The sequence below is a fragment of the Rathayibacter sp. AC182 genome (assembly GCF_979253875.1).
The window spans coordinates 864,977-887,532 of sequence record NZ_CEEDEK010000005.1; the positions used below are offsets into that span (position 1 = coordinate 864,977).

Sequence of the window (22,556 nt, forward strand, 5' to 3'; positions counted from 1 at the left end):
CGTGCCCGGAGTGGTCGTGCCCGGCGTGTCCCTGCCCGGCGCGCAGTGCGCCGACTCCGACGCCGGCACGTCCAGCGACGGATTGCGGTCGAAGAACCCGTCCGGCTCGAGCCTCAGGCTGATCCGGTCCACCGGCATGATCGGCCACTGCTCCGGGCGCGGGAAGTGGTGCACGCCGAGCACCGGCCAGAGCACGAGGCGCTCGTTCTCGAGTGAGCGGTCGGCCCGCTGCCACACGTGCACGCCGTCGTCGCCGAGCTCGCCCTGGTTGGGGTACTCGCCCGCGATGAAGCGCTCCTCCGCGTCGAAGGCGCTCGCCCACAGGTGCTGCGCGACGAACGGCGCCTTGCGCTCGACCACGCTGCCGGGGCGCGCGTAGAGCTGCGCGGTGTTCTGGATCGCGAGGCGGTAGGCGGTGCTCTCGCCGTAGCGGTTGGTGGCCGACTCGCTCTCGACGCGCCAGTGCAGCGCCCGAGCAGGGTCCGCGCGCCGCGCGCCCTGAGCCTCCGAGGCGATCGGGGTCTCGACGGCGAGGCACGCGTTGCCGTGCGGGTTCGTCGTCTCGTCCGGGTCCACCTCGGCGTGCACCTCGACGAGGCGGTTCAGCGGTCCGTCGATCGCGGTGTCCAGGCGCACGGCGAAGTAGTGCTGGTGGGTCGGCGCCTGCACGTTCGGAGCGACGAGGCGCCCCGACCGCGGGGTCTCGCCGTCGGCGATGCCCGAGACCGACATCAGGCCGGTGAGCTTCACCTCGAGCTCGATCGAGCCGTCCTGGTGCAGCGACCAGTAGAAGCCGTAGTCGTAGTTCGCGACCGTGGCGAAGCTCGAGACCACGAGCTTGCGGCTGCGGCGCACCTCGGCGCTGCCGGTGCGCGTGTTCACGTGCTTCCAGAGGATCGAGTCGTCCTCCTCGTGCAGGCAGATGCCGTTCGCGATGGTCTGCGGCTCGCCGTGCCCGTCGAGGTACTCGACGTCGAAGTAGCGGATCTCGCCCAGGCAGTCGCAGCCCAGCTCGGGCTCGCGGTCAGGGGGCCGGCGCCGTACTCGCCCCAGTCGAAGAAGTTCTTGCGGTAGGCGGTCGGGTCGCTGTCGAGGTAGGGCACGTACATCTCGTTGACCGCGGCGCGCTGGAGCACGGGGCGCTCGACATCGCCGTCGCGGTAGGTCAGCTCGTGCAGCACGAGCCCCTCCCGGTGGCTGAAGCCCACCGGAACGACCAGTTCTGCCAGGTGACGCGGTGCCCCTCGATCGCGAAGCCGGGGCCGTCCGCCTGCACGATGTCGAGCATCGACACCTCACGGTCGGGACCCCAGGTGCCCGCCGTGTAGACGCCGGTCTCGCTCGCCATCGGGATCACGCCGTGGTCCTCGATCCGGATCACCTCGAGCGTGTCGAGGTCGAGGATCGGCACGAGTCCGGCGACCGGGCGCGCGTAGCCGTTGTCCTCCGGGAACTCGCGGTACCAGACCGTGCCCCAGCTGAGCCGGCGGTCGGCGAGGTCCTCGGGCACGAAGCCGGTGATCGACTCCGGGTCGACCCAGACGAGCGAGGGTGTCGGTGATGCCGCGCAGGGCCAGAGCGTCCTTGAGCAGGGGCGAGTTGCGGGCGGCCTGTGCGATCATCCGGGCCTCGTCGCTCGAGACGCCCGGGCGGCGGTGGTCGACGTCGGTCCACACCTCGACGACGGCGGAGCCGCCCGGCGCCGCGGTCCAGCCGCGCACCTCCCAGGCGGCGCGGGCGTCCGGATCCATGACCACCAGGCGCACCGGTCGCGGGTCGCCCGGCGACGTGCCCCGCGCCTTCTCCTCGTCCAGGGCGATGCCCCAGAAGCGCGGTCGCTCGCCGAGTCGGCCGCTCGCGCGCACGGCGGCGACGAAGGAGGAGATCTCGGCGGAGGTGAGCGGGTCGAGGACGTGGGCGGTGGAGCTCATCGGGTTCCTTCGGGTCGGAGGGTCGGGTTCGGGGACGCGGGGACGACGGCGGCGCGGCCGTCCGCGCGCGGGTCGCTCGCCGCGTCGAGCCGCCCGTCGGAGTGCAGGCGCACCAGCTGCACGTGACCGGCCTCGTCGACAGGTCCGGCGGTGCGGACGATGGGCAGACCGAGCGCCTCGGCCGCCGCGATCGCCTCGCCGGCCCCGGGCTCGGCGACGAGCGTCGTGCGCTCGTGGCCGAGGTCGCGGGCGCCGACGACGAAGCGCGGCCGTGCGAGCACCTCGTCGGGCTGCGACGTCGGCCGCAGCAGGTCGCGCACCAGCTGGGCGAGGATCCACGGCTGAGCGCTGCCGCCCTGGCAGCCGAGCCCGAGCACCAGCTCGTCGGTCTCGGCGACGACCGGCAGCAGGGTGTGCGGCGGCCGCAGTCCCGGCCCCACGTGCCCCGGATGGGCGGGATCGGTGCTGAAGGCCGAGCCGCGGTTGTGCAGAACGACGCCCGTGCCGGGATCGAGGATCCCGGAGCCGAAGAGCTGGTAGACGCTCTGGATCAGGGTGACGACAGTGCCGTCGGCGTCCGCCGCGGTCACCGCCACGGTGTCGCCGAGGGCACGTCCGGCGCGGGGCAGGGAGCCGTCGCGACCGCGCGGGTTCCGCAGCGCGTCGACGTCGATCGCTCCTCCGCGGGGATCGCCCAGCTCGGCCTGGCGCACGAGCGCGGCCTCGCGCACGGCGGCGACGAGCTCGGCGGTCTCGCCCCCGAGCGCCTCGGGCAGGACTCCCAGCAGCACCGCGCCCTGGCTGGGCGGCGGGGCGACCCACCAGCGCGCGCCTCCGATCGTCTCGGTGAGCGGCTCGACGAGCTCGGCCTCGTGCGCGGCGAAGTCGTCCTCGGTGAGTGCCGCCGAGCGAGCGGAGCCGCGCGGCGAGCGAGGCGGCGATCCGCCCGGAGTAGAAGGCGGCCGGGTCCTCGGCCAGCTCGCCGAGGGTCGCGGCGAGCGCCGGCTGCACGAGCGCGTCGCCCTCGCCCAGCAGTCCGCCGCGGCCGTCGCCGAGCACTCCGCGCATGCCCTCGTCGGCCTGCAGCTCCTCGCTCCGCTGGCCGATCGCCCGCGCCAGACCGGCCGAGACGGGCACGCCCTCGGCGGCCAGCCGCGCAGCGCGCCGCAGAGGCGCGGCGAGTCCGAGGCGACCGCCCAGGCCGGCGATCGCGCGCCAGCCGGCGACGGCTCCGGGGATCGTCACCGTCTGCGCGCCCTGGCGCGGCATCCGGTCCTCGAGCGCCAAGCGCGCGACGTCGATGCCGGCCGGTGCCGCTCCGGCCGAGATCACCGCGGTCACTCCGGCCCCCGGACGGCGCACCAGGGCGATGAGGTCGCCGCCCAGACCGCACTGGTGCGGGTAGACGACGGTGAGGGCCGTCGCGGCGGCGAGGCCGCGTCGATCGCGTCCCCTCCGTCGGCGATCGCCTCGGCCGCGGCGTCGAGAGCCGCCGGGTGGGGCGCGGCGACCGCGATGCGGGAAGAGGCGGAGGTCGCAGCGACGGGGCCGGTCGGCGAGGCGGGTGCGGTCATGCGGGGGTCACGCTCCGAGCGGGGGTGAGGAAGTCGAGGTCGGATCGGTCGATCCCGTCCACGAGGTCGGCGAGGGCCTCGCCGATCGCCGGGCCGAACTTGAAGCCGTGGCCGGAGCAGGCGGCCGCGACGAGCACCTCCGGCCGGCCGGGCAGCTCGCCGAGGACGAAGCGCTTGTCGGGGGTCATCGTGTAGAGGCAGGCGACGGCCTCGCCGCCCTCGACGTCGATGCCCGGCACGAAGCGGCGCAGCAGCGCCTGCAGGTGCGCGATCTCCTCCGTGGTGGGCGGGGCGACGGGCACGGCCGGGTCCCACACGGGCCCGGCGTCGATGCCGATCTTCGCTCCCGAGCCCGCGGCCTCGGGAGCCGAAGACGAGCCCCTCCGGCAGGTCCACCGAGAAGCAGCCGAGGGCCGGCGGGCGGGCGGCGTCCTGACCGGCGCGGGCGGTGTAGGTGAGGATCCGCTGCACCTCGAAGAACCCCGCCGCCTCGGGCAGGAGCCGCGCGATCCAACCGCCGGCGGCGAGCACGAGCCGGCGCGCGCGGAGCTCCCCCGCGGTGGTGCGGACGGTGACGACTCCCGCGTCCGTGGACCAGCCGAGGACCTCCTCCTCGAAGCGCAGCTCGGCGCCCGCGGCGGCGGCGTCGGACTGCGCGAAGGCCAGCGCCCGTGCGGCCTCGACCACTCCGGCGTCGGGGTCGTGCACCACACCCCAGCCCTCCGGCGGCGCCAACGACGCGGCGACGGCACGGGCGTCCTCGACGGGTCGGCTCCGGCCGCCCTGCAGCGTGGGGACGCCGCGGTGCGCGTACAGCCCGCCGGTCGTGTGCACGAACGGCTCTCCGGCGTGCACGCCCCAGCGCTCCCAGCCGCGGAAGGCGCGGTCGACCAGGTCGTTCCAGACCGGGCTCGGGTAGGCGCGGCGGATCATCCGCGTCGCTCCGTGCGACGAGCCGCGCGCGTGCGCCGGGCCGAACTGCTCGACCCCCACGACGTCGCGCCCGCGCCGCGCGAGCTCGCGCACCGTCGCCGACCCGTGGATCCCGAGCCCGAGCACCACCGCGTCGTGCACCGTCATCGGGCGCCTCCTGCGATCGCCGCGACCCGCTCGAGCAGGGCGTCGACGTCGGAGGCGTCGGTGTAGACGTGCGGAGACACGCGGACGACGCTCGCGATGCCCCGGGCGCCGAGGTCCCACTGCGCGTGGCCGGCCGGCACGGCGAGCGAGTCCACGCCCGCCTCGCGCAGCCCGGCCGAGACCTGCTTGGCAGCGACCCCGTCGACCGTGAAGGTCACGATGCCGGAGGGGAGGCGGGCGGATCGGCGAGGGAGACGCCGTCGAGGGCGCCGAGCCGCTCGCGCAGCTGCGCGCCGAGGGCCACGAGGTGCTCCTGGGTGGCCGCGGGACCGCGCTCGAGGGCCTCGCGGAGCGCCACTCCGAGGCCCAGACGGGAGGCGACCGACGACTCCCAGGTCTCGAGGACCCGCGCCGTGCCGTCCATCGTCCACTCCTCCGCGCTCGTCCAGCTCGAGCCTCGCACGTCGGGCGCCCAGGGTCGAGTCCGTCGAGCAGGCCCCTGCGCAGGTGCAGCAGGCCGGTGCCCCGCGGTCCGCGGAGGAACTTGCGCCCGGTGGTGACGAGGGCGTCGCAGCCGATCGCGCGCACGTCGATGTCGAGCTGCCCGACCGACTGCGTCGCGTCGAGCACGGTGATCGCCCCGTAGCGGCGGGCCAGTGCGCCGATCGCGGCGACGGGCTCGACGAGCCCGGAGGAGGTGGGGATGTGCACCGCGCTGACGACCGTGCGCCCGGTCGCGGTCGCCAGGGCGCTCTCGAGCGCCTCGAGATCCATCCCGCCCGAGGAGTCGTTGGGGAGCACGTCCAGACGCACGCCGTCGTGCCGACGCAGGGCGAGCATCCGCAGCGCCTGGCTGATGTAGCTCGAGCGCGGCGCGAGGACCGTGTCGCCCGGACCCAGGCGCAGGGCGTCGAAGACCGCGCGCAGACCACTCGTCGCGCTGTCGAAGAACGCGATCTCGTCGACATCGGACTTGAGCAGCTGCGCGGCCGACGCGTAGGCCGCCTCGAGGTCGTCGGCGGCGAGATTCGCGGCCTCGTAGCCGCCGATCCGCTGCTCCAGGCGCAGGTGCCCGATGACCGCGTCCAGGACGCCGTCGCTCATCAGTCCCGCTCCGGCGGCGTTGAAGTAGTGCCGCCCGACCGTGCCGGCAGTGCGGGCGCGCTCGGCCGCGACGTCGATGGTCGCGGTCGCGGCGAGGGTGCCGCCGTCCAGGCCGAGTGTCATCCAGCAGGTCCTTCCGCGCGGCGTCGTCCTGCGAACGACTGAATGGATCCCATCCTAAACAGGTTGTATCCATTAATGCCACCGCCCGGATACGCTGGACCGGCCGGACAGCGCGCATCGCCCTCCGGCCCGCACCCCGTCCCGCGAGAGGCCGCCATGACCCACTCCCCCGAAGCCCGCGCCCTCGAGCTCGGCCTCGTGATCCCGGACTACGCGAACCCGCCCTACGGCGGGCGCTACGGCTCCTCCCTCCGCGCGTTCCACCGCACGGGAGACCTCCTCGAGCTCAGCGGCATCACCCCCGAGTCCCGCGACGGCGCGCTCCTGCACCCGGGCGCGGTCGGGGTCGACATCACCCTCGAGCAGGCGCAGGAGGCGGCCCGCTACGCCGCCGTCAACGCCCTCGGCATGATCCGCCTCGCCCTCGGCTCGCTCGACGAGGTCGTCGCCCTGTCCCGGGGCCTCTGCTTCGTCCTCTGCCCGCCCGGTTTCGAGCGCCTCAACGAGGTCTCGAACGCCGCGAGCGACCTGCTCCTGGACGTCTTCGGCCCCGACGCCGGCCGCATGGGCCGCGCCTCCATCGGAGCCACCGCCCTCTCGCGCAGCGCCTGCTTCGAGCTGTGGCTCAGCCTGAGTGCCGCCCGCGCTGATCACCGCGCACCGGTCGGGAACACCGCCGCCCCTCGCGCGTTGCCCTCTGACATGACCGTTCCCCTCTCGATCCTCGACCTCGCCCCCATCGCCCCCGGAGAGACCGCGCGCGACAGCTTCGCCGCCTCGGTGGCGCTGGCGCAGCAGGCCGAGCGCAGCGGGTACCGCCGGGTCTGGTACGCCGAGCACCACAACATGGCCTCGATCGCGTCGAGCGCCACCTCGGTGCTCATCGCGCACGTGGCCTCGCAGACCTCGACCATCCGCCTCGGCTCCGGCGGCGTCATGCTGCCCAACCACTCCCCCTCACCATCGCCGAGCAGTACGGAACGCTCCGAGACCCTGCACCACGGCCGCATCGACCTCGGACTCGGTCGCGCCCCCGGCAGCGACCAGGCGACCTTCCGCGCGCTGCGCCGCGATCCCGAGTCGTCCGAGCGCTTCCCGCAGGACGTCGTCGAGCTGCAGGCGTTCCTCGCCGGCGAGTCCCGGATCCCCGGCGTCAGCGCGACGCCCGGCGCCGGCACCCGCGTGCCGCTCTACATCCTCGGCTCGTCGCTCTTCGGCGCGCAGCTGGCCGCGGCCCTCGGCCTGCCCTACGCCTTCGCCTCGCACTTCGCGCCCGACGCGCTGCACCAGGCCGTCGCCGAGTACCGCCGCGGCTTCCGCCCCTCCGAGCAGCTCGACGCGCCCTACGTCATCGCCGGAGTGAACGCCATCGCGGCCGACACGACCGCCGACGCCGAGCGCCAGTTCGCCGAGATGAAGCGCGCCCGCCTCATGATGCTGCTGCGCCAGAGCGGCCAGATCCCGCTCGAGCAGCAGTTCTCGGACGACGAGCTCGACAGCCTGCTGAGCGCCCCGGTCGGCGCCCACGTCGCGAGCATGACCCACTACACCGGGGTCGGCACCGGCGAGGAGGTCGCGGACTACGTGGCCGGATTCGCGCGCTCGGCCGACGCCGACGAGGTCATCGTCGCCCACGCGTCGCTCGCGACCCCCGCGCGACTGCGCTCGGTCGAGCTGCTGGCCGACGCGCACGCCCGCGTCGCGGCGTAGCCACCTGCAGAAGCAAGGCTGAAGCGGCCGGACACCGCGACGAACCCGCGATTCCGGCCTCTCAGCCTCCGTTGTGCGGGTCCGGCACGCGATCGCGCACGCAACCGAGGGCGAGATCCGCCGATCGGCTGCGAACGGTGCCGCCGGCGCCTCCGACCTCGGTTGCGTACGCCTCAGGCCAGCCCCGCCCCGCCCACCGCGAGGCTCACCACCACCGTCAACGCCGTCGTCCACAGCACGATCGCGACGCCCTGCCACAGCAGCACCCGCCCCTTGGCCACTCCGGCGCCCGCGAGCATCACCGCGGTGAAGTGCGTGGGCAGCAGCAGCGGCCCGAGCAGGCTCACCCCGGGCACCCCGTAGCGGGTGAACGCCCGCTGGAACTTCTCACGGCGAGCCGACGCCCGGGGCGTCCGCCCTTCGTCACGGCCGAGCGGACGCCCGCGCCCAGCAGCACCAGCAGGGCCACGCAGAGGAAGTTGCCGATCGCGCCCGAGACCGCGGCGATCACCGGGTTGATGCCGCCGATGATCCCGATGGTCGCGGCCCCCTCGCCCTCGATGAAGGGCACGGCCCCGGCGAGCGCCACCACCAGCGGCTGCACGAGGTCGGGGACCCGCGCGAGGAGGTCCTGGAATCCGAGGATGGCGTCTGCTGCGATGTTCGACATGTCGTCTCCGCTCTGCTGACCGCGTCGGCGGCCCTCCCGTCTCTCGGGATGACTCCATCCGACCGCGGGAGCGAGCGCCCGGGCAGTGCCGCCGGGTCACCTCCGCAGGGGAGGAACGCACCCCCGAGGGGTGACATCCGTCATGGTCGTACTGTGGGCGGCATGAGCACTGCGCCCGAGACGATCGATGTCCCGCCCTCCGGCCGTGGCGTCTCGGCCACCTGGTGGTACACCGTCCCTCTCGGCGGCGTCCTTCGTGCTCGTCGTCCTGTTCGTGTGGGGGCTGCCGGTGGTCGTCGGCGCGACCGAGCTCTGGCGCGTCGTCCTCTACCTCGGCGGCACCGTGCTGTGGTCCGCCGCGTTCCTCGTCACCGCCCTGCGCTACCGAGGGGGTGCCGAAGGAGGCGCCGTTCCGGCTCCGCGCGCAGGCGACCGGAGTGTTCGCCGCCGGTCTCGCAGGCTCGGCGGCCGGCGGGATCGCCACCGGCAGCGTCACCTTCGCCCTCTCGCTCGCGTTCGTCCTGGTGGGCGTGCTGCCCTGGCCGCGCGGCGTCCGCGGGCGGCTGACCGGCCTCGCCACCCTCGTCCTCGTGGTCGCCGCAGTGCTCGAGCACGACCACCTCGGCACCGGTCTGCTCGCGGACTCCCCCTCCGACATCCGCCCGCTGCTGCTGTTCTTCGCGATCGCCCTGCCGGCGTCGGTCGTCAGCATGCTCTGGTGGTGGGACATCGTGCGCGAGCTCGATCGCGCGCGGGCGGCGGAGGGGCGCCTCGCGGCCGCCCAGGAGCGGCTGATCCTCGCGGGTGACGTCCACGACCTGCAGGGGCACCACCTCCAGGTCATCGCCCTGCAGCTCGAGCTCGCCGAGCGTCTCCTCCGCGACGATCCGGACGCCGCACTGGAGCAGCTGCGCGCCGCTCAGCGCAGCGTCGACGGGGCCCGCACGGGCACCCGCGAGCTCGCCACCCGCTTCCGCAGCGTCTCGCTCTCGGACGAGCTCGAGAACGCCGCCGACCTCCTCCGCTCGGCCGGGCTGCGCGTGCAGCTCGACATCGGCGCCGGTGCGGACCTCGCGCCCGCCGATGCGCTCGGCCCGGTCGTCCGCGAGAGCACGACCAACATCCTCAAGCACGGCGGAGGCGAGTCGGCCCGGCTGCGCCTGGCCCGCGAGGGCGGCGAGTGGCGCTTCCTCGCCGAGAACGACCTGCCGCCCGAGCCCGAGGATCCCGATGAGCACGGCTCCGGCATCGCCGGCATGACCGAGCGGATCGAGCGGGCCGGCGGCACCCTGCGCACCCGCCCCACCCGCCGCGCGTTCGCGGTCGAGGCGCGCCTGCCGATCGGAGGAGCGGAGTGATCCGCGTGCTCCTCGCCGACGACGAGGACATGATCCGCACCGCGCTCGCGGCGCTGCTCCGCCTCGAGGACGACCTCGAGATCGTCGGCGAGTGCCGCGACGGCGAGGAGGCGGTGGCCGAGGCGCTGCGCCTCGAGCCCGACGTCTGCCTCTTCGACGTCGAGATGCCGGGCATGGACGGCATCGAGGCCGCGGAGCGCCTGCGCCGCTCGTCGGCGACCCGCGTGGTCGTCGTCACCCGCCACGCGCGTCCCGGAGTGCTGCGCCGCGCGCTGGCCGTCGAGGTCGCGGGCTTCCTGCCCGAGTCGCGTCGCGTCGAGGACGTCGCGCAGGTGATCCGCCTGGTCGCGAGCGGACGCCGCTACGTCGATCCCGAGATCGCCGCCGACGCCCTCGCCACCACCCGCAGCCCGCTCACCGACCGCGAGCTCGACGTGCTGAGCGCCGGCTCCCGCGGCGAGACGATCGGGCAGATCGGAGCCGCGCTGCACCTCTCGAACGGCACCGTCCGCAACCACGTCTCGTCGATCCTCCGCAAGCTGCAGGTCGACACCCGCCAGCGCGCGGTGATCGAGGCCCGCGAGCACGGCTGGATCTGACGGCCGCGCCCGCGGCCCGACGGCAGCGTTTTCGGAGGTTAGAGCGTTTTAGGAGATCTGGATAAAACGCTCTAACACTCCTAAAGTCGTCGTCATGGACGCCGCATCGACGAGGTCCAGTTCCTCGACTCGCCTCAACTCGAAGCGCTGATCCAGGCCATCCACAAGACGGTTCAGCGGAACCTGCCCGTCACCTTCGTCGGCGCCGGACTGCCGCAGATCGCCGAGCTCGTCGGAGACGCGAAGTCGTATGCGGAGCGGCTCTTCAAGTTCCCTCGCATCGATTCCCTCGATCGCGACGACGCCGCAGCAGCACTCCGGGAGCCGGCCGCGGCGGAAGGAGCAGTGTACGAGGACGAGGCCGTCGAACTCGCCGTCGAGATCACGAGCGGATACCCCTACTTCATCCAGGAGTTGGGGTATCAGGTCTGGACCGTGGCGAGGAACAACCGGATCTTCAAGGAGGACGTCGAACTCGCCAGGGAAGCTTACGAGGCCAAGCTCGACAGCTCCTTCTTCCGCGTTCGACTCGATCGAGCGACGCCGCTTCAGACCGCGTACATGCGTGCGATGGCCGAACTCGGTCCCGAACCTCAGAAGGCGGGGGACGTCGCCGTCCTCCTCGAGAGGTCGTCCCAGCAACTCGGCCCGACACGAGCCGAACTGATCGAGATGGGGCTTCTGTTCACCCCTCAGCACGGTTATGCGGCGTTCACGGTCCCGGATTTCGACCGCTTCATGAAGCGAGCCGTTCCGATCCTCGAGGTGCCGCCGATCGTGAGCCGAGGCTCCCGCCGGGCGCAGCCCAGCGGCGAGTGACAGTACTCGTGGAGGAGCATCAACGACCGCTGCCGACGACCATCCGCTGGTAGTCGATCGCTTCACGCGGTCGTGGGCATGCCGGCGGTGAGGCGCACCGTTGACGGCTCCGACCGACCTCGGCACGTCGCCTTCAGTGCCCGCGCGCGATCCACTCCTCGCGGTGCGGCGCCTCCGCCCCGATCGTCGTCGAGTCGCCGTGCCCGGTGCGCACGACCGTCTCCGCCGGCAGCGTCAGCAGCCGGTCGGTGATCGAGTCGATGATCGTGGGGAAGTCGCTGAAGGAGCGGCCGGTCGCGCCCGGTCCGCCCTGGAAGAGCGTGTCTCCGGTGAAGACCGTTGCGAGCTCCTCGGCGACGAAGCAGACCGCTCCGGGCGAGTGACCCGGCGTGTGCCGCACCTCGAGCTCGAGGCCGGCCACGGCGATCCGCTGGCCGTCGACGAGCGCCGCGCTCGGCGCGCTGTCGGGGTGCACCACGTCCCAGAGCATGCGGTCGGAGTCGTGCAGCAGCACGGGCGCACCCGTCGCCTCCCGCACTCCCGCGACCGCGTCGATGTGGTCGTCGTGCGCGTGGGTCAGCAGCACGGCGACGAGCCTCGCGGTCGCCGACCGCCGCCAGGATCGCGTCGGCGTCGTGCGCCGCGTCGATCACGACGCACTCGGAGTCGTCGCCGACGATCCAGACGTTGTTGTCGACGTCCCAGGTGCCGCCGTCGAGGCTGAACGTGCCGCTGGTGACGAGGTGGTCGATCCGCGCGCCCATCAGAGCACCACCACCGAGCGCAGCACGTCGCCGCCGGCCATCGTGGCGAAGGCCTGCTCGATGTCTCGGATGCCGATCCGCTCGCTCACGAACTCGTCCAGCGGCAGCCCGCCCTGCAGGTAGAGGTCGGTCAGCATCGGGAAGTCGCGCTCGGGCAGGCAGTCGCCGTACCAGCTGGATTTGAGCGATCCGCCGCGGCCGAAGACGTCGAGCAGGGGGATCTCGAGCGTCATCTCGGGAGTCGGGACGCCGACGAGGACGACCGTGCCGGCGAGGTCGCGGGCGTAGAACGCCTGGCGCCAGGTCTCGGGCCGGCCGACCGCGTCGATCACGACGTCGGCGCCGAACGTGTCCGTCAGCTCCTGCACCGCGGAGACGACTCCCGCCTCGTCGAGACCGCTCGAGTCGACGACGTGGGTCGCGCCGAGCTTCTGCGCGGCGACCAGCTTCTTGGGGTCGCGGTCGATCGCGATGATCGTGCTCGCTCCGGCCAGCTTCGCGCCGACGACCGCGGCGGTGCCGACTCCGCCGCAGCCGATCACGGCCACGGAGTCGCCCCGCGTGACGTTGCCGGTGTTCATCGCGGCACCGAGGCCGGCCATGATGCCGCAGCCCAGCAGGCCCACGGCGGCGGGGTCGGCCGTCGGGTCGACCTTCGTGCACTGCTTCGCGTGCACCAGCGTCTTCTCGGCGAAGGCCCCGATGCCCAGCGCGGGGCTCAGCTCCGTGCCGTCCTCGAGGGTCATCTTCTGCGTGGCGTTGAACGTGTTGAAGCAGTACCAGGGCTCCGCACGGACGCAGGCGCGGCACTCGCCGCACACGGCCCGCCAGTTGAGCACGACGAAGTCGCCGACGGCGACGTGCGTCACCCCCTCGCCGATCGCGCTGACCCGGCCCGCGGCCTCGTGGCCGAGCAGGAACGGGAAGTCGTCGCTGATCCCGCCCTCGCGGTAGTGGTAGTCGGTGTGGCAGACACCGCAGGTCTCGATGTCGACGACGGCCTCGCCGGGCCCGGGGTCGGGGATCACGATGTCGACGAGCTCGACGGGAGCGCCCTTCGATCGGGCGATGACGCCGCTCACAGTGGTGGGCATGGGGGCTCCTTCGTCGGGGCGGGTGGTGCTCGGATCCGTTCCACCGTACCCGCCGGACGGGGCGCGGCCGCCGGAGCACTCGGACGGAGGCCGGGCGGAGGCTCCGCTCTCCGGAGGAGGTCTAGGGTCGGAGGGCAGCGCCGCGACCGCCGTGCTCCGAGCGACGAGGAGGACGGCGTGGAGCGTCAGCAAGCCGAGGGCCACGTCCGCACCGCGCAGAGCCGCTCCGGATCCTTCGGCCGCGGGCGCCTGGTCTCGACGTTCTCGGTGCGGCACCGCGCCGGACTCGACGTCGCCTTCGTGCTCGACGGCGCAGAGGGCGACTTCCAGATCGGCATGGGCGCCGCCTCCGAGGACTACAGCTCGGTCATGTCGCTCGGAGTCGACAGCCGCGAGGGCCGCCTGCGCGCGGTCGGGCACTGGACCGTCGACGGCCGCGCCGAGCGGCTCACCGCCCGCATCGTCCTGCACGACCGCGGGCTGATCGTCGTCGAGGCGACTCCGCTCCCCCTCGCGAAGCGCCCGCGATCGCTCAAGTGCTGGTCCTTCCTCCGTCAGGACGGCGTCGACCACCACTCCGACGTCATCGGCCTCGTCGCACCGGAGCTCGCCTCACTGCCGCCCGTGACCCTGAGGACCTACCCGCCGCGCTGACCGACGTCCACGGCCGTCTGCTCCTAGCCCAGCTCTGCCATCAACTCCTCCGGAGGAGGAGTCAGCCACATGAGGGAGACTCCTCCTCCGAACAGCTCGGAACCGGGCCGCGAGCGAGAAGGCGCCATTCGCGCAGTTCTCCTCAGCCCAGGCGAGGGCCTCGCGCACCGACGCGGCGTCGATGTCGAAGGCGCTGACTCGACGTCCGGATCTGACGAGCATGACCCGGTAGCCACTTGCTGGCATCTCCTCCACGGAGTCTCTCTCGTCGACGGAATAAACCCTCATGTTCCGAGGGTAGCCGTCGCGTTCATCGCCTCCGAGTCCGAGAACGCCGATCGCGAGCTCCAGCTCCTCTCGTCTCACCGCGGCCAGCATCCGGCACCTCCGTGTTCAGTTCCCAACTGAACAGTCGGATCGCAGACGCGAGCGCGAGTGCTGGCATGGACTGGCGGGGGCGCCCCTACAGCGCGATGACCACGCTCTTCGACTCGCAGAACGAGCGCAGCGCCTCCTCGCCCAGGTCGCGGCCGAGGCCGGACTCGCCGACTCCGCCGAACGACAGCGCGGGGTCGAACAGGTTGTAGGTGTTCACCCACACCGTCCCCGCGCGCAGGCGCTTCCCCAGACGGTGCGCCCGCGAGAGGTCGCGCGTCCACACCCCTGCGGCCAGTCCGTAGCTCTGGTCGTTGGCGATCGCCACGGCCTCGTCCTCGTCGTCGAACGGGATGATGCCGACCACGGGGCCGAAGATCTCCTCGCGCGCGATGGTCATCGAGTTGCTGACACCCGTGAACAGGGTCGGCTCCACGTAGTAGCCCGGCCGGTCCGGCACCCCGCCGCCGACAGCGACGACCGCCCCCTCGGCCTCGCCCTGGGCGATGTAGCCGAGCACCTGCTGCCGCTGCTCCTCCGAGACCAGCGGACCGACGGTCACTCCCCGGCGAGACCGTCGCCCAGCGGGACGCGGCGCACCGCCGCAGCCAGACGCTCCGTCATGTCGTCGAGGATCGAGCGCTGCACCAGCAGGCGGCTGCCCGCCGTGCACATCTGACCGGAGTGGCCGAAGGACGCGCGCATCGCGGTCAGGACCGCCGCATCCAGATCCGCGTCCTCGAACACGATGTTGGGGCTCTTGCCCTCGAGCTCGAGCGTGAGCCTCTTGAAGTCGGCCCCGGCGGCGAGCATCACCTTCCGGCCCACCTCGGTGCTGCCCGTGAACGACACCTTGTCGACCCCCGGGTGCGCGGTGAGCGCCGCCTCGACGCGGCCGTCGCCGGTGAGCACCTGCACGACTCCGGAGGGGACGCCCGCCTCCTCGCAGATCGCGGCGAGCCGCAGCATGGTCACCGGAGTCTGCTCCGCCGGCTTCACGACGACGGTGCAGCCGGCGGCGAGCGCCGGGGCGAGCTTGAAGCTGGCCGTCATGATCGGGAAGTTCCAGGGCAGGATCAGCGCCGCGACTCCCACCGGCTCGAGCGTCGTGTAGACGTGGTGCGCCCCGTCGACCGGGACGACGGTGCCCGTCAGGCGCGACGGAGCGCCCGCGTAGTAGCGGAACACCCGCGCCGAGGTCGCGGTGTCGGCGCGCGAGCGCTCGATCGGCTTGCCGTTGTCGCGCGTCTCGAGCACCGCGAGCTCCTCGAGGCGCTCCTCGATCAGGTCGGCGACGCGGCCGAGGATCCGGCTGCGGTCGTGCGGGCTCATCCCGCTCCACGCGCGTCCTCGTGCGCCCGCCGTGCGGCGGTCACGGCGGCGTCGACGTCGGCGGCCGTCGCCTGGGGGACGCGGGTGAGCAGCTCCTGGGTCGCGGGATCGATCACGTCGAGCAGCTCGGCGCCCTCGGGCGCGATCCAGGCGCCGTCGAGGAGGAACGGCTCGAGCGGAGCCAGGGGGCGAGGGTGTCTCTCATCGGTCGTCTCCTACGGTCGGTCGAGCAAGCGCACGGGCTCCTCGACGCTGAAGCGGTGCAGCACGGCGTCGTCGATGCCGAGCAGGCGCAGGCCCGGCAGGACCCGCGCGGCGAGGTGGTCGAAGCCGTGCCCGCCGAAGCGGCGGAGCTGGCCCTTGGTCCAGGTGCTGTGGCCGAGGACCCAGCGGCCGTCGGGATCCTCCGAGAGCAGCGCGAGCAGGGCGTCGACCCGCTGGGGGTCGCTCGCGTTCCTGATCCGCCCGACGTGGGAGCCCTCGTTGCCGAAGCACATCTCGAGAACGGCCCCGGCCTGCGAGAGGTCGCGCAGGTACGGCAGCTCGAGGAACTCGTCGACGGTGGTGAACACGACGCGCGACGGATCCACGCCCTCGGCCATCACGTGGGTCAGCACGTCCAGGCCGTTGCGGGCGTCGGCCGCGAGCCGCACGCTGATCGCCGCGCCGGTCGAGGCGGCGGCCCGCGCGGCGGCGGTGAGCCCGAGGCGCTCCTGCTCGCCCTCGGGCGCGGTGAAGGCTCCCGTGGTGCCCATCAGCCCGAGCAGACCCGCGCGGTAGGAGGTGCCCGGGATCGCCTCGGTCAGAGCCCGCTCGAAGAGCGCGGTGCGCGCGTCCACGTCGAGGTCGAGGTACCACGACGGGAGCAGCCGGGGCAGGTACGCGCCGTAGCCGGCGACGATCGCGACTCCGCTGCGCTCGGCGAGCTCGGGGAAGCGGTCGCGGTCGGGCCCGAAGCCGAGCGAGCTGAGATCGACGACGACGCTCGGCGCGGAGGGGATGCGCAACTCGTCGACGAGCAGATCGACGTCGTCGAGGCGGAGATTGTCGGCCAGCGCGAGCTGGCTCCAGCGCAGGGCCGCGGCGAGCTCGGCGGTGACGGGCTCGTGCGGATCCAGCTGCTCGACTCCCGGGCGCTGCAGAGCGCTCGCGTCGGTGAGCAGGTGCTCGTGCATCGAGACGCTGCCGACCCCTCGGGGTCGACCGGTCCCAGAACGGTCTGGATCACCATGCACGCCTCTCCCGCGGCACCGCACCGCTGGATCCAATGTACAGCAGTGTGGATCCAGAACACGGGCGCCATCGGCCGTGGGACTGAGGTTCTTCTCAGGTTGACGCGTTACGCCTCTCCTAGAATCGTCTCCAGCAAGGGGAGTACTCCCGTCTGCGGTGAGCCCGTCATTACGGATGCGACTGAGCATCCCGGGCCATCGGCTCCGCCTCGGAAGGCCATCAGGTCGCCGGCGGAGTGGAGGAGACCTTGGTGTCGTCCACCGAACCCCTTGAGCACCTCCGTGCAGATCACCCCCGCCGTCTGGCTCATCACGATCGCCGTGACGATCGCGTTCTTCGTCTACGAGTTCTTCGTCCACGTGCGCAAGCCGCACGAACCGACCATCGGCGAGTCCGCCCGCTGGTCCGCGTTCTACATCGGCCTCGCGCTGCTCTTCGGCGTCGGGATCGGCGTCGTCGCCGACTGGCGCTACGGCGGCGAGTACTTCGCCGGCTACCTGACCGAGAAGGCGCTGTCGCTCGACAACCTCTTCATCTTCCTCATCATCATGAGCGGCTTCGCGGTGCCGAAGAAGTACCAGCAGAAGGTGCTGATGATCGGCATCGTCATCGCGCTGATCATGCGCGGAGCCTTCATCGCCGTCGGTGCGGCGCTGATCGAGAACTTCTCGTGGGTCTTCTACCTGTTCGGCGCCCTGCTCTTCGTCCTCGCCTACCAGCAGATCAAGGGCGACCACGGCGACCCGTCGAACAACGCCTTCATGCGCCTGGTGCGCCGCATCCTCCCCGTCACCGACGAGTACCACGGCGACAAGCTGACGGTGAAGAAGGGCGGCAAGCGCTTCGTCACCCCGATGCTGCTGACCATCGTCGCGATCGGCTTCATCGACCTCGTCTTCGCGCTCGACTCGATCCCCGCGATCTACGGCCTGACCAGCGAGGCGTACATCGTGTTCACCGCGAACGCCTTCGCCCTGATGGGACTGCGCCAGCTGTTCTTCCTCATCGGCGGACTGCTCGAGCGCCTCGTCTACCTCAGCCAGGGCCTCGCCGTGATCCTCGCGTTCATCGCCGTGAAGCTCGTGTTCCACGCCCTGCACGTCAACGAGGTGCCGTTCATCAACGGCGGCGAGCCGCTGCTGTGGGTGCCCGAGATCCCGATCTGGTTCTCGCTCACCTTCATCGGAGCGACGATCGCCGTCGCCACCGTCGCGAGCCTCCTCAAGACCCGCGGCGACCGGGGCAAGGCCGACCGAGCGAGCGTCGAGGGCGAGCCGATCGAGACCGCGAAGGACGTCGAGTCCCGCACCGACGCGTAGCTACTCGCACCGTACCCAGCGCCGCCCGGGAGGCTGTTCCTCCCGGGCGGCGCTGCGTCGTCAGCGCTCGAGCACGAAGTCGACCGGTGTCGACACCACCCCGTTCGCCTGGACCGTGACGGAGTGGGCGCCCGGGTAGTGCCTCCGCGTCGTGATCTCGCGGAACGAGTGCGTCCGGGTCACGGTCGCGCCTCTCGCCCGCGGCGAGGCGCCGGGTCGTGAGGCGGAAGGTCTTGGGGCGCACCGAGCCGTCGGCCCGCTGGAACCCGATCGAGTAGTCGATCACGACCGTCGCCTCCGTCCCGCCCTCGTTGACGATCTCGGCCGAGATCCCGACCGAGCCGCCCCAGGGCACGGCGTCGACGGAGAGACGCGGCCGGCCGACCCGCAGCAGCCCGCCGTCGAAGCCGGCGAGGACGAGCGCGGCCGGGCGGCCCTTCTTCAGCAGGGTCCTGAGTGCGTGGCGCACCACCCGCGGCGTGTTCGCGTCCGGATGCGCCGACCAGTCCGCAGCCGTCTCGATCACGATCTCCGGATCGACGCGACTGAGGTCGTTGAGGTGGTTGGCCGTCGAGCGGCGCACGTACTCGGACTCGTCCCGGTAGGAAGCGTCGAGGATCCCCGGGTCGCGCGCGGGTGCGCGAGCAGCCACGGCACCCGCTTCGCCCAGGGCAGGAAGGCGCGCGAGCCCTCGGTCGCGAGCCGCCGCACGTGCTCGTTCTCGTGGTCCGTCCAGGCGAGCATCACCGCGAGCGCCCGCTCCGGCCGGGCGATCAGCAGGTCGCGGATCGCGAACTCGCCGGTCAGGCCGACGGTGAGCCGTGCGAGGAGCGCGAGCGCCGCGTCGAAGTCCTCGGCCGAGCCGCTCTCGAGAGCGCGCGCGGTGACGAGCTCGGTCACCGGCCAGATCATCCACCCCTCGAGGAGAGGCTGCTCGACGAGATCGAGCACGAGGCTCTCGACGGCCGGGAACCCGGCGGGCAGATCGCTCAGCAGCGCGTCGCGCACGAGGTCCACGCGCTGCCGGAGCCGGAGGCCGTCCAGCGATCCGCTCACCGCGGCGAGCGCCGGCAGCTCCCCCGGGCCCGCCGTCCGGATCGAGGCCGCCAGCCGCTCGACGACCTCCGGGCCGATCAGGTCGTCCATCGCGCCCATGACGCTCCCTCCGTTGCTGTCCTGCACGACATCGTTCCAGGTAGGATCCCCGGGTGGACCAGGAGCGCGCGACCGACCGGGCCACGACTCCCGATCCCGCCGACTTCCCGTACCGCTCCGCCCTGCTGGCCGATCTGAGTGCGCTGATCCTGCTCTGGGAGTCCCCCACCCTCCAAGCCCAGATCCTCGCGAAGACCGGCGAGTCGCTCGATCAGCCGTCGCACCAGACCCTCCGTCACCTCCTGGCGTGGGGGCCGATGCGCCCGACCGCCCTCGCCGAGGCCCTCGGAACCGGCGCCTCCTACATCAGCAAGATCGTCGGCCGGCTCGAGGGAGACGGGCTCGTGGTCCGGACGACGGATCCCTCCGATCGCCGCGCGAACCTGATCAGCCTGACCGAGGCCGGTGAGGCGGCCGCACGGGGCGTGTACGCGCTCGGCGACAGGATGATCGCCGAGGTGCTCGAGGACTGGTCCGACGACGACGTCCGCCGCTACACCGAGCTGACCGAGCGCTTCGTCGCCGACGCGATCGCCTCGGCGGCCCGGATGCGCGAGCGCGGGCTCCTCCTCCCGACCGCTCCCGCTAGCGGGGCACGACCGCCGCCACCAGCACCGGGGCTCCCGGCACCGTGTCGAAGCTTTGGATGCGCTCGAGCCCGCGAGTGCTCAGCCGCTCGGCGACCTCGTCCCTGGTCAGCGTCCCGCCGCCCGTGAGCGTCGCGAGCCACGCGTCCGCCGCGCGCAGCCGCTCGTCGGCGACCGGCGGGAGGGTGCCGAGCACCAGCAGACCACCAGGCCGCAGCGCTGCCACCGCCCGGTCGAGCGCTCGGTCGACGATCGCGTCGGGCAGGAACGGCAGCGGCATCCAGACCAGGTCGTAGGCGGAGTGATCGCTCAGCTCGGTCACGTCCTCGCGGCGGAGGAGGATGCGGTCGGCGACGCGCGGGTCGGCATCGCACAGAAGGGCGCGGGCGATCGCGAGCGGGCGATCGGCGATGTCGATCCCGACGACGGCCGCCGACGGCATCCCCTCGGCGAGCGCCGTCGCGATCGCTCCGATGCCGGTGCCGACGTCGAGCACCCGGGTCGGCGTGGCGACTCCGTAGGCGGGCGCCACCGACTCCAGCAGCACACGCGCCATCAGAGCGGAGGAGCGGCCCTGGGCGATCATCACGTCGTCACCCAGATCCGACCACGCCCGCACGGTGCCGCCCGCCGCGGCCGCGGCCTGGCTCAGACCGCTGACGAGGCTGCCGCTCCTGGCCCGGCGCTGCTCCCACAGCTCGACCAGCACCGACTCCGCGTCGGGCAGGGCGGCCAGGACGGCGGCTCGGGCGGGGTCCCGCGCGAGAGCCTCGGCGGGAGTGGCCGAGTGCTCGTCGCCCAGCGCCGACGCGAGCGCCGCGGTCACCAGGGCGGAGAACCGCAGCTCCGCGAGGATGCCGGGGACTCCCGGGGCGTCCGTCATCCGCCGTTCTCCTCGTGCAGGTGACGGTCGAGGGTCATCCAGTTCTCGCGATTCAGCCGGGCCGCGCCGTCGACGTCGCCGTCGCGCAGGCTCTGCACGATCGCGCGGTGCTGCTCGACCGAGTCGCGTCCGGCCAGCGAGCCGAAGCGCCGGCGCTCGGCCCGCCGGATCAGCGGAGTCGCCTGCTCGAGGACGTCGTCGATCATCGCGTTGCCGCTGAGGCCGGTGAGCACTCCGTGGAACGCGTCGTCCGCGCGCAGCGCGCCGTCGACGTCGCCGGTCTCGAGCGCCCGCGCGAAGTCGGTGTTCGCCGACTCCATCTCCGCGAGCGACTCCGGAGTGACGGACAGGCCGGCCAGGCGCGTCGCGAGGTCGTGCATCGAGGCGGCGATCTGCTGGGCGTCGGTGATGCTCTTGCCGGTGGCGGGCGTGACGATCGTGGCCCGTCCCGGCTTCGCGCTGACCAGCCCGACGCGGGCGAGGCGGAGCAGCGCCTCGCGGATAGGAGTCCGACTGACGCCCAGCCAGGCCTCGAGCTCCTGATCCCGGAGGCGCTCGCCCGGTTCGAACGTGCCGTCGACGATCGCGTCGCGCAACGCCTGGTAGACGTCGTCGCGCAGGAGGGATCGGGGGTGACGGCGGTCGTCTTCGGGATGGGCATGCAGCGACGATAACACCCAGCGATATATTGCATGCCGTGAAACCGAGTGCTGATCGTCATTCGGTCATAGTCGCCGCTGTCCATTCCGAGACCGCGAGACGGGTGTCGAGCGGGCAGCAGCACCGCGACGAGGCGTCCCGGAGGGATCATCGCTCCTCCTTCAGGGGAGTCGTGGACGGGGCCGGCCCGCTCCGTGCAGCGAGCCGGCCTCTCGGGGGATCGTCAGCGGGTCGCGCGCACGGCGTCGAGGATCAGGTCCGCGACGGCGTCCGTCTCCGAGACGGTGACGGCGTGCGAGGCGTCGATCTCGACCGCGTGCGACTCCGCGCGGGCGGCCATGAAGCGCTGCGAGTCGGCCGGCACCGCGAGGTCCTGACGGGTCACGAGTGTCCAGGACGGGATGCCGCGCCAGCCGGCGCGCGTGGCGGCGTCCTCGAGGGCCGCAGCGGCGATCGGACGCTGGGTCGCCGCCATCAGAGCGGCGGTCTCCTCGTCCACGTCGGCCGCGAAGACCTCGCGGAACCGGTCCTGCTGGATGTAGAGGTCGTCGCCCGAGAAGCTCCCGGCCGAGAACGGGACGGGCGTGAGAGCCGGGCCGAGCTCGCCGCCGGGGAACCTCCCGTGAGGTCGCCGGTGCTCTCGCCCGGCTCGAGCAGGAAGCTCGCGACGTAGACCAGGGCCCGCACGTTCGAGGCGCCCTCGGTCGCCTCGCTCGCGACGGAGCCGCCGTAGGAGTGTCCCGCGACGACGACCGGTCCCTTGATCGCGTCGAGCACGGTGCGGAGGTACTCGGCGTCGGCGGCGAGCCCGCGCAGCGGATTGGCGACCGCGAGGACGGGCAGCCCCTCGGCGCGGAGCCGGGCGACGACCCCGTTCCAGCTCGACGACTCGGCGAAAGCGCCGTGGACGAGCACGACAGTGGGGTGGTCGTCCTCAGGGGCGAAGGCGGTGGCGGACATGGTCTCTCCTCGGGTGTGAAAAGGGTGTTATCGGATGCAATATATTGCATGTAGGAAGAAGAAGGCGAGAGGCCGCAGGAAATTCCCGATCGGTCAGATCGTCCCGCGGATCAGGACGGGGCGGCGCTCAGGCCGCCTCGGATCTCGAGCCGTGCGATGCGGCCGGCCGTCTCGGTGACGTCGAAGGCGAAGCGCAGCGGCCCGCCGGGGAAATCGCCGTCGACGGAGGCGAGGAGTCGTCCGCTCTCGAACGACATCGGCGTGATCACCACGCGGGGCTCGATCTGGTGCACGGTCAGCCACTCGCGGATCCGGTCCTGAGTGTCGTAGGTCGTCCCGTCGTCGATGACGACGGCATCGGCCGCGAACACCGCGACCAGCGCCTCGGCGTCGTGGGCATTGGTGGCGGCGACGAACTCGTCGACGGCGTCCGGGAGGGTGATGGTGCTCATGATCGTCTCTTCTCTCGTCTCGGGGGTTCCAAGCTCGACTTTAGCAGGTTTACTGTCCTGTACGACAGTAAATGTCCTCCGCTGGGCGAGTAGGCCCGAAGGGGCGTATCGAGGCCCCGC

At 72.4% G+C, this 22,556-nt stretch carries 22 protein-coding genes and 7 pseudogenes; 7 read left to right on the forward strand and 22 right to left on the reverse strand.

Annotated features, from left to right (window positions below):
• Positions 1–132: 132 nt before the first annotated feature.
• From AC0CII_RS15350 to AC0CII_RS15385, 8 genes and pseudogenes are all read right to left on the reverse strand, one after another.
• Positions 133–996: pseudogene (locus tag AC0CII_RS15350) on the reverse strand (copper amine oxidase); the annotation flags it as partial.
• Positions 879–1,181, reverse strand: coding sequence for a copper amine oxidase (locus AC0CII_RS15355; protein WP_465230944.1), 303 nt, complete (start codon positions 1,179–1,181; stop codon positions 879–881). The gene AC0CII_RS15355 and the pseudogene AC0CII_RS15350, both read right to left, overlap by 118 nt.
• Complete coding sequence (locus AC0CII_RS15360) at positions 1,166–1,288, reverse strand: copper amine oxidase (protein WP_465231115.1); 123 nt, start codon at positions 1,286–1,288, stop codon at positions 1,166–1,168. The genes AC0CII_RS15355 and AC0CII_RS15360 overlap by 16 nt, the downstream gene beginning before the upstream one ends.
• Positions 1,289–1,411: 123 nt before the next feature.
• A pseudogene (locus AC0CII_RS15365) lies at positions 1,412–1,510 on the reverse strand (hypothetical protein); the annotation flags it as partial.
• A gap of 417 nt (positions 1,511–1,927) precedes the next feature.
• On the reverse strand, positions 1,928–2,770 hold the full coding sequence (locus AC0CII_RS15370) for a gamma-glutamyltransferase (RefSeq protein ID WP_465230945.1): 843 nt from the start codon (positions 2,768–2,770) through the stop codon (positions 1,928–1,930).
• 118 nt (positions 2,771–2,888) lie between these two features.
• Positions 2,889–3,317, reverse strand: a pseudogene (locus AC0CII_RS15375) (gamma-glutamyltransferase); the annotation flags it as partial.
• Positions 3,318–3,501: 184 nt separating this feature from the next.
• A complete protein-coding gene (locus AC0CII_RS15380; protein WP_465230946.1) occupies positions 3,502–3,822 on the reverse strand; it encodes an FAD-dependent oxidoreductase in 321 nt (106 codons plus the stop codon).
• 52 nt (positions 3,823–3,874) lie between these two features.
• Positions 3,875–5,812: pseudogene (locus AC0CII_RS15385) on the reverse strand (aminotransferase class V-fold PLP-dependent enzyme); the annotation flags it as partial.
• Positions 5,813–5,968: 156 nt separating this feature from the next.
• Between AC0CII_RS15385 and AC0CII_RS15390 the strand changes: the two are divergent.
• Positions 5,969–7,522: an MsnO8 family LLM class oxidoreductase gene (locus tag AC0CII_RS15390; RefSeq protein ID WP_465229956.1), complete on the forward strand. Its 1,554-nt coding sequence runs from the start codon at positions 5,969–5,971 to the stop codon at positions 7,520–7,522.
• 173 nt (positions 7,523–7,695) lie between these two features.
• Here the strand turns inward: AC0CII_RS15390 and AC0CII_RS15395 are convergent, their stop codons facing one another.
• A complete protein-coding gene (locus AC0CII_RS15395; protein ID WP_465229957.1) occupies positions 7,696–7,878 on the reverse strand; it encodes a hypothetical protein in 183 nt (60 codons plus the stop codon).
• The gene (locus AC0CII_RS15400; RefSeq protein ID WP_465229958.1) at positions 7,866–8,192 is read right to left on the reverse strand and encodes a hypothetical protein; all 327 of its coding nucleotides are present in this window, start codon (positions 8,190–8,192) and stop codon (positions 7,866–7,868) included. The genes AC0CII_RS15395 and AC0CII_RS15400 overlap by 13 nt, the downstream gene beginning before the upstream one ends.
• Before the next feature lie 392 nt (positions 8,193–8,584).
• Here AC0CII_RS15400 and AC0CII_RS15405 point away from each other — a divergent pair, with 392 nt between their 5' ends.
• The 3 genes from AC0CII_RS15405 to AC0CII_RS15415 all read left to right on the forward strand — a co-directional run bounded on the left by AC0CII_RS15405 (position 8,585) and on the right by AC0CII_RS15415 (position 10,968).
• A complete protein-coding gene (locus tag AC0CII_RS15405; RefSeq protein ID WP_465229959.1) occupies positions 8,585–9,550 on the forward strand; it encodes a sensor histidine kinase in 966 nt (321 codons plus the stop codon).
• The gene (locus AC0CII_RS15410; RefSeq protein ID WP_465229960.1) at positions 9,547–10,149 is read left to right on the forward strand and encodes a response regulator; all 603 of its coding nucleotides are present in this window, start codon (positions 9,547–9,549) and stop codon (positions 10,147–10,149) included. The genes AC0CII_RS15405 and AC0CII_RS15410 overlap by 4 nt, the downstream gene beginning before the upstream one ends.
• Before the next feature lie 345 nt (positions 10,150–10,494).
• Positions 10,495–10,968: a hypothetical protein gene (locus AC0CII_RS15415; RefSeq protein WP_465227183.1), complete on the forward strand. Its 474-nt coding sequence runs from the start codon at positions 10,495–10,497 to the stop codon at positions 10,966–10,968.
• Positions 10,969–11,101: 133 nt separating this feature from the next.
• On the opposite strand, the pseudogene AC0CII_RS15420 reads toward AC0CII_RS15415, so the two are convergent.
• Positions 11,102–11,732: pseudogene (locus AC0CII_RS15420) on the reverse strand (MBL fold metallo-hydrolase).
• Positions 11,732–12,826: an S-(hydroxymethyl)mycothiol dehydrogenase gene (locus AC0CII_RS15425; protein ID WP_465229961.1), complete on the reverse strand. Its 1,095-nt coding sequence runs from the start codon at positions 12,824–12,826 to the stop codon at positions 11,732–11,734. The pseudogene AC0CII_RS15420 and the gene AC0CII_RS15425 overlap by 1 nt, the downstream one beginning before the upstream one ends.
• Positions 12,827–13,003: 177 nt before the next feature.
• Between AC0CII_RS15425 and AC0CII_RS15430 the strand changes: the two genes are divergently transcribed.
• A complete protein-coding gene (locus tag AC0CII_RS15430) occupies positions 13,004–13,480 on the forward strand; it encodes a hypothetical protein (RefSeq protein ID WP_465227180.1) in 477 nt (158 codons plus the stop codon).
• A gap of 463 nt (positions 13,481–13,943) precedes the next feature.
• Here AC0CII_RS15430 and AC0CII_RS15435 read toward each other — a convergent pair.
• From AC0CII_RS15435 to AC0CII_RS15445, 3 genes and pseudogenes are all read right to left on the reverse strand, one after another.
• A pseudogene (locus AC0CII_RS15435) lies at positions 13,944–15,187 on the reverse strand (aldehyde dehydrogenase family protein).
• Positions 15,184–15,303, reverse strand: a complete 120-nt coding sequence (locus AC0CII_RS15440) for an aldehyde dehydrogenase family protein (RefSeq protein ID WP_465229962.1) — start codon at positions 15,301–15,303, stop codon at positions 15,184–15,186. Before AC0CII_RS15440 ends, AC0CII_RS15435 begins: the two are co-directional and overlap by 4 nt.
• Before the next feature lie 99 nt (positions 15,304–15,402).
• On the reverse strand, positions 15,403–16,608 hold the full coding sequence (locus tag AC0CII_RS15445) for a phosphotriesterase family protein (RefSeq protein ID WP_465229963.1): 1,206 nt from the start codon (positions 16,606–16,608) through the stop codon (positions 15,403–15,405).
• Positions 16,609–16,701: 93 nt separating this feature from the next.
• Here AC0CII_RS15445 and AC0CII_RS15450 point away from each other — a divergent pair, with 93 nt between their 5' ends.
• Positions 16,702–17,739 (forward strand): TerC family protein, encoded by a 1,038-nt coding sequence (locus AC0CII_RS15450; RefSeq protein ID WP_207403810.1) that lies wholly within the window; start codon positions 16,702–16,704, stop codon positions 17,737–17,739.
• On the opposite strand, the gene AC0CII_RS15455 is transcribed toward AC0CII_RS15450, so the two are convergent.
• Together AC0CII_RS15455 and AC0CII_RS15460 are read right to left on the reverse strand one after the other, a co-directional pair.
• Positions 17,642–18,322, reverse strand: a complete 681-nt coding sequence (locus tag AC0CII_RS15455) for a hypothetical protein (protein WP_465229964.1) — start codon at positions 18,320–18,322, stop codon at positions 17,642–17,644. The genes AC0CII_RS15450 and AC0CII_RS15455 overlap by 98 nt on opposite strands.
• Positions 18,262–18,921, reverse strand: a complete 660-nt coding sequence (locus AC0CII_RS15460) for a hypothetical protein (RefSeq protein WP_465229965.1) — start codon at positions 18,919–18,921, stop codon at positions 18,262–18,264. The genes AC0CII_RS15455 and AC0CII_RS15460 overlap by 61 nt, the downstream gene beginning before the upstream one ends.
• 26 nt (positions 18,922–18,947) lie before the next feature.
• Here AC0CII_RS15460 and AC0CII_RS15465 point away from each other — a divergent pair.
• A pseudogene (locus AC0CII_RS15465) lies at positions 18,948–19,289 on the forward strand (MarR family winged helix-turn-helix transcriptional regulator); the annotation flags it as partial.
• Positions 19,290–19,479: 190 nt separating this feature from the next.
• Here the strand turns inward: AC0CII_RS15465 and AC0CII_RS15470 are convergent.
• The 5 genes from AC0CII_RS15470 to AC0CII_RS15490 form a co-directional block, all read right to left on the reverse strand.
• Positions 19,480–20,364 carry a class I SAM-dependent methyltransferase gene (locus AC0CII_RS15470; protein WP_465227175.1) on the reverse strand — a complete coding sequence of 295 codons (885 nt, stop codon included), beginning with the start codon at positions 20,362–20,364 and terminating at the stop codon, positions 19,480–19,482.
• Positions 20,361–21,041 carry a GntR family transcriptional regulator gene (locus AC0CII_RS15475; RefSeq protein ID WP_465229966.1) on the reverse strand — a complete coding sequence of 227 codons (681 nt, stop codon included), beginning with the start codon at positions 21,039–21,041 and terminating at the stop codon, positions 20,361–20,363. Before AC0CII_RS15475 ends, AC0CII_RS15470 begins: the two co-directional genes overlap by 4 nt.
• A 206-nt stretch (positions 21,042–21,247) precedes the next feature.
• On the reverse strand, positions 21,248–21,523 hold the full coding sequence (locus AC0CII_RS15480; protein WP_465229967.1) for an alpha/beta fold hydrolase: 276 nt from the start codon (positions 21,521–21,523) through the stop codon (positions 21,248–21,250).
• Positions 21,499–21,984 (reverse strand): alpha/beta fold hydrolase, encoded by a 486-nt coding sequence (locus AC0CII_RS15485; protein WP_465229968.1) that lies wholly within the window; start codon positions 21,982–21,984, stop codon positions 21,499–21,501. The genes AC0CII_RS15480 and AC0CII_RS15485 overlap by 25 nt, the downstream gene beginning before the upstream one ends.
• 110 nt (positions 21,985–22,094) lie before the next feature.
• A complete protein-coding gene (locus tag AC0CII_RS15490; RefSeq protein ID WP_465229969.1) occupies positions 22,095–22,436 on the reverse strand; it encodes a nuclear transport factor 2 family protein in 342 nt (113 codons plus the stop codon).
• Between the last annotated feature and the right edge of the window lie 120 nt (positions 22,437–22,556).

What these genes read in the sequence shown, in the direction of transcription:
- AC0CII_RS15360 (WP_465231115.1), bottom strand. Translation starts at nt 1,288, where the DNA reads ATGCTCGACATCGTGCAGGCGGACGGCCCCGGCTTCGCGATCGAGGGG.
- AC0CII_RS15390 (WP_465229956.1), top strand. Translation starts at nt 5,969, where the DNA reads ATGACCCACTCCCCCGAAGCCCGCGCCCTCGAGCTCGGCCTCGTGATC.
- AC0CII_RS15400 (WP_465229958.1), bottom strand. Translation starts at nt 8,192, where the DNA reads ATGTCGAACATCGCAGCAGACGCCATCCTCGGATTCCAGGACCTCCTC.
- AC0CII_RS15425 (WP_465229961.1), bottom strand. Translation starts at nt 12,826, where the DNA reads ATGCCCACCACTGTGAGCGGCGTCATCGCCCGATCGAAGGGCGCTCCC.
- AC0CII_RS15445 (WP_465229963.1), bottom strand. Translation starts at nt 16,608, where the DNA reads ATGCTCAGTCGCATCCGTAATGACGGGCTCACCGCAGACGGGAGTACT.
- AC0CII_RS15470 (WP_465227175.1), bottom strand. Translation starts at nt 20,364, where the DNA reads ATGACGGACGCCCCGGGAGTCCCCGGCATCCTCGCGGAGCTGCGGTTC.
- AC0CII_RS15485 (WP_465229968.1), bottom strand. Translation starts at nt 21,984, where the DNA reads ATGTCCGCCACCGCCTTCGCCCCTGAGGACGACCACCCCACTGTCGTG.
- AC0CII_RS15490 (WP_465229969.1), bottom strand. Translation starts at nt 22,436, where the DNA reads ATGAGCACCATCACCCTCCCGGACGCCGTCGACGAGTTCGTCGCCGCC.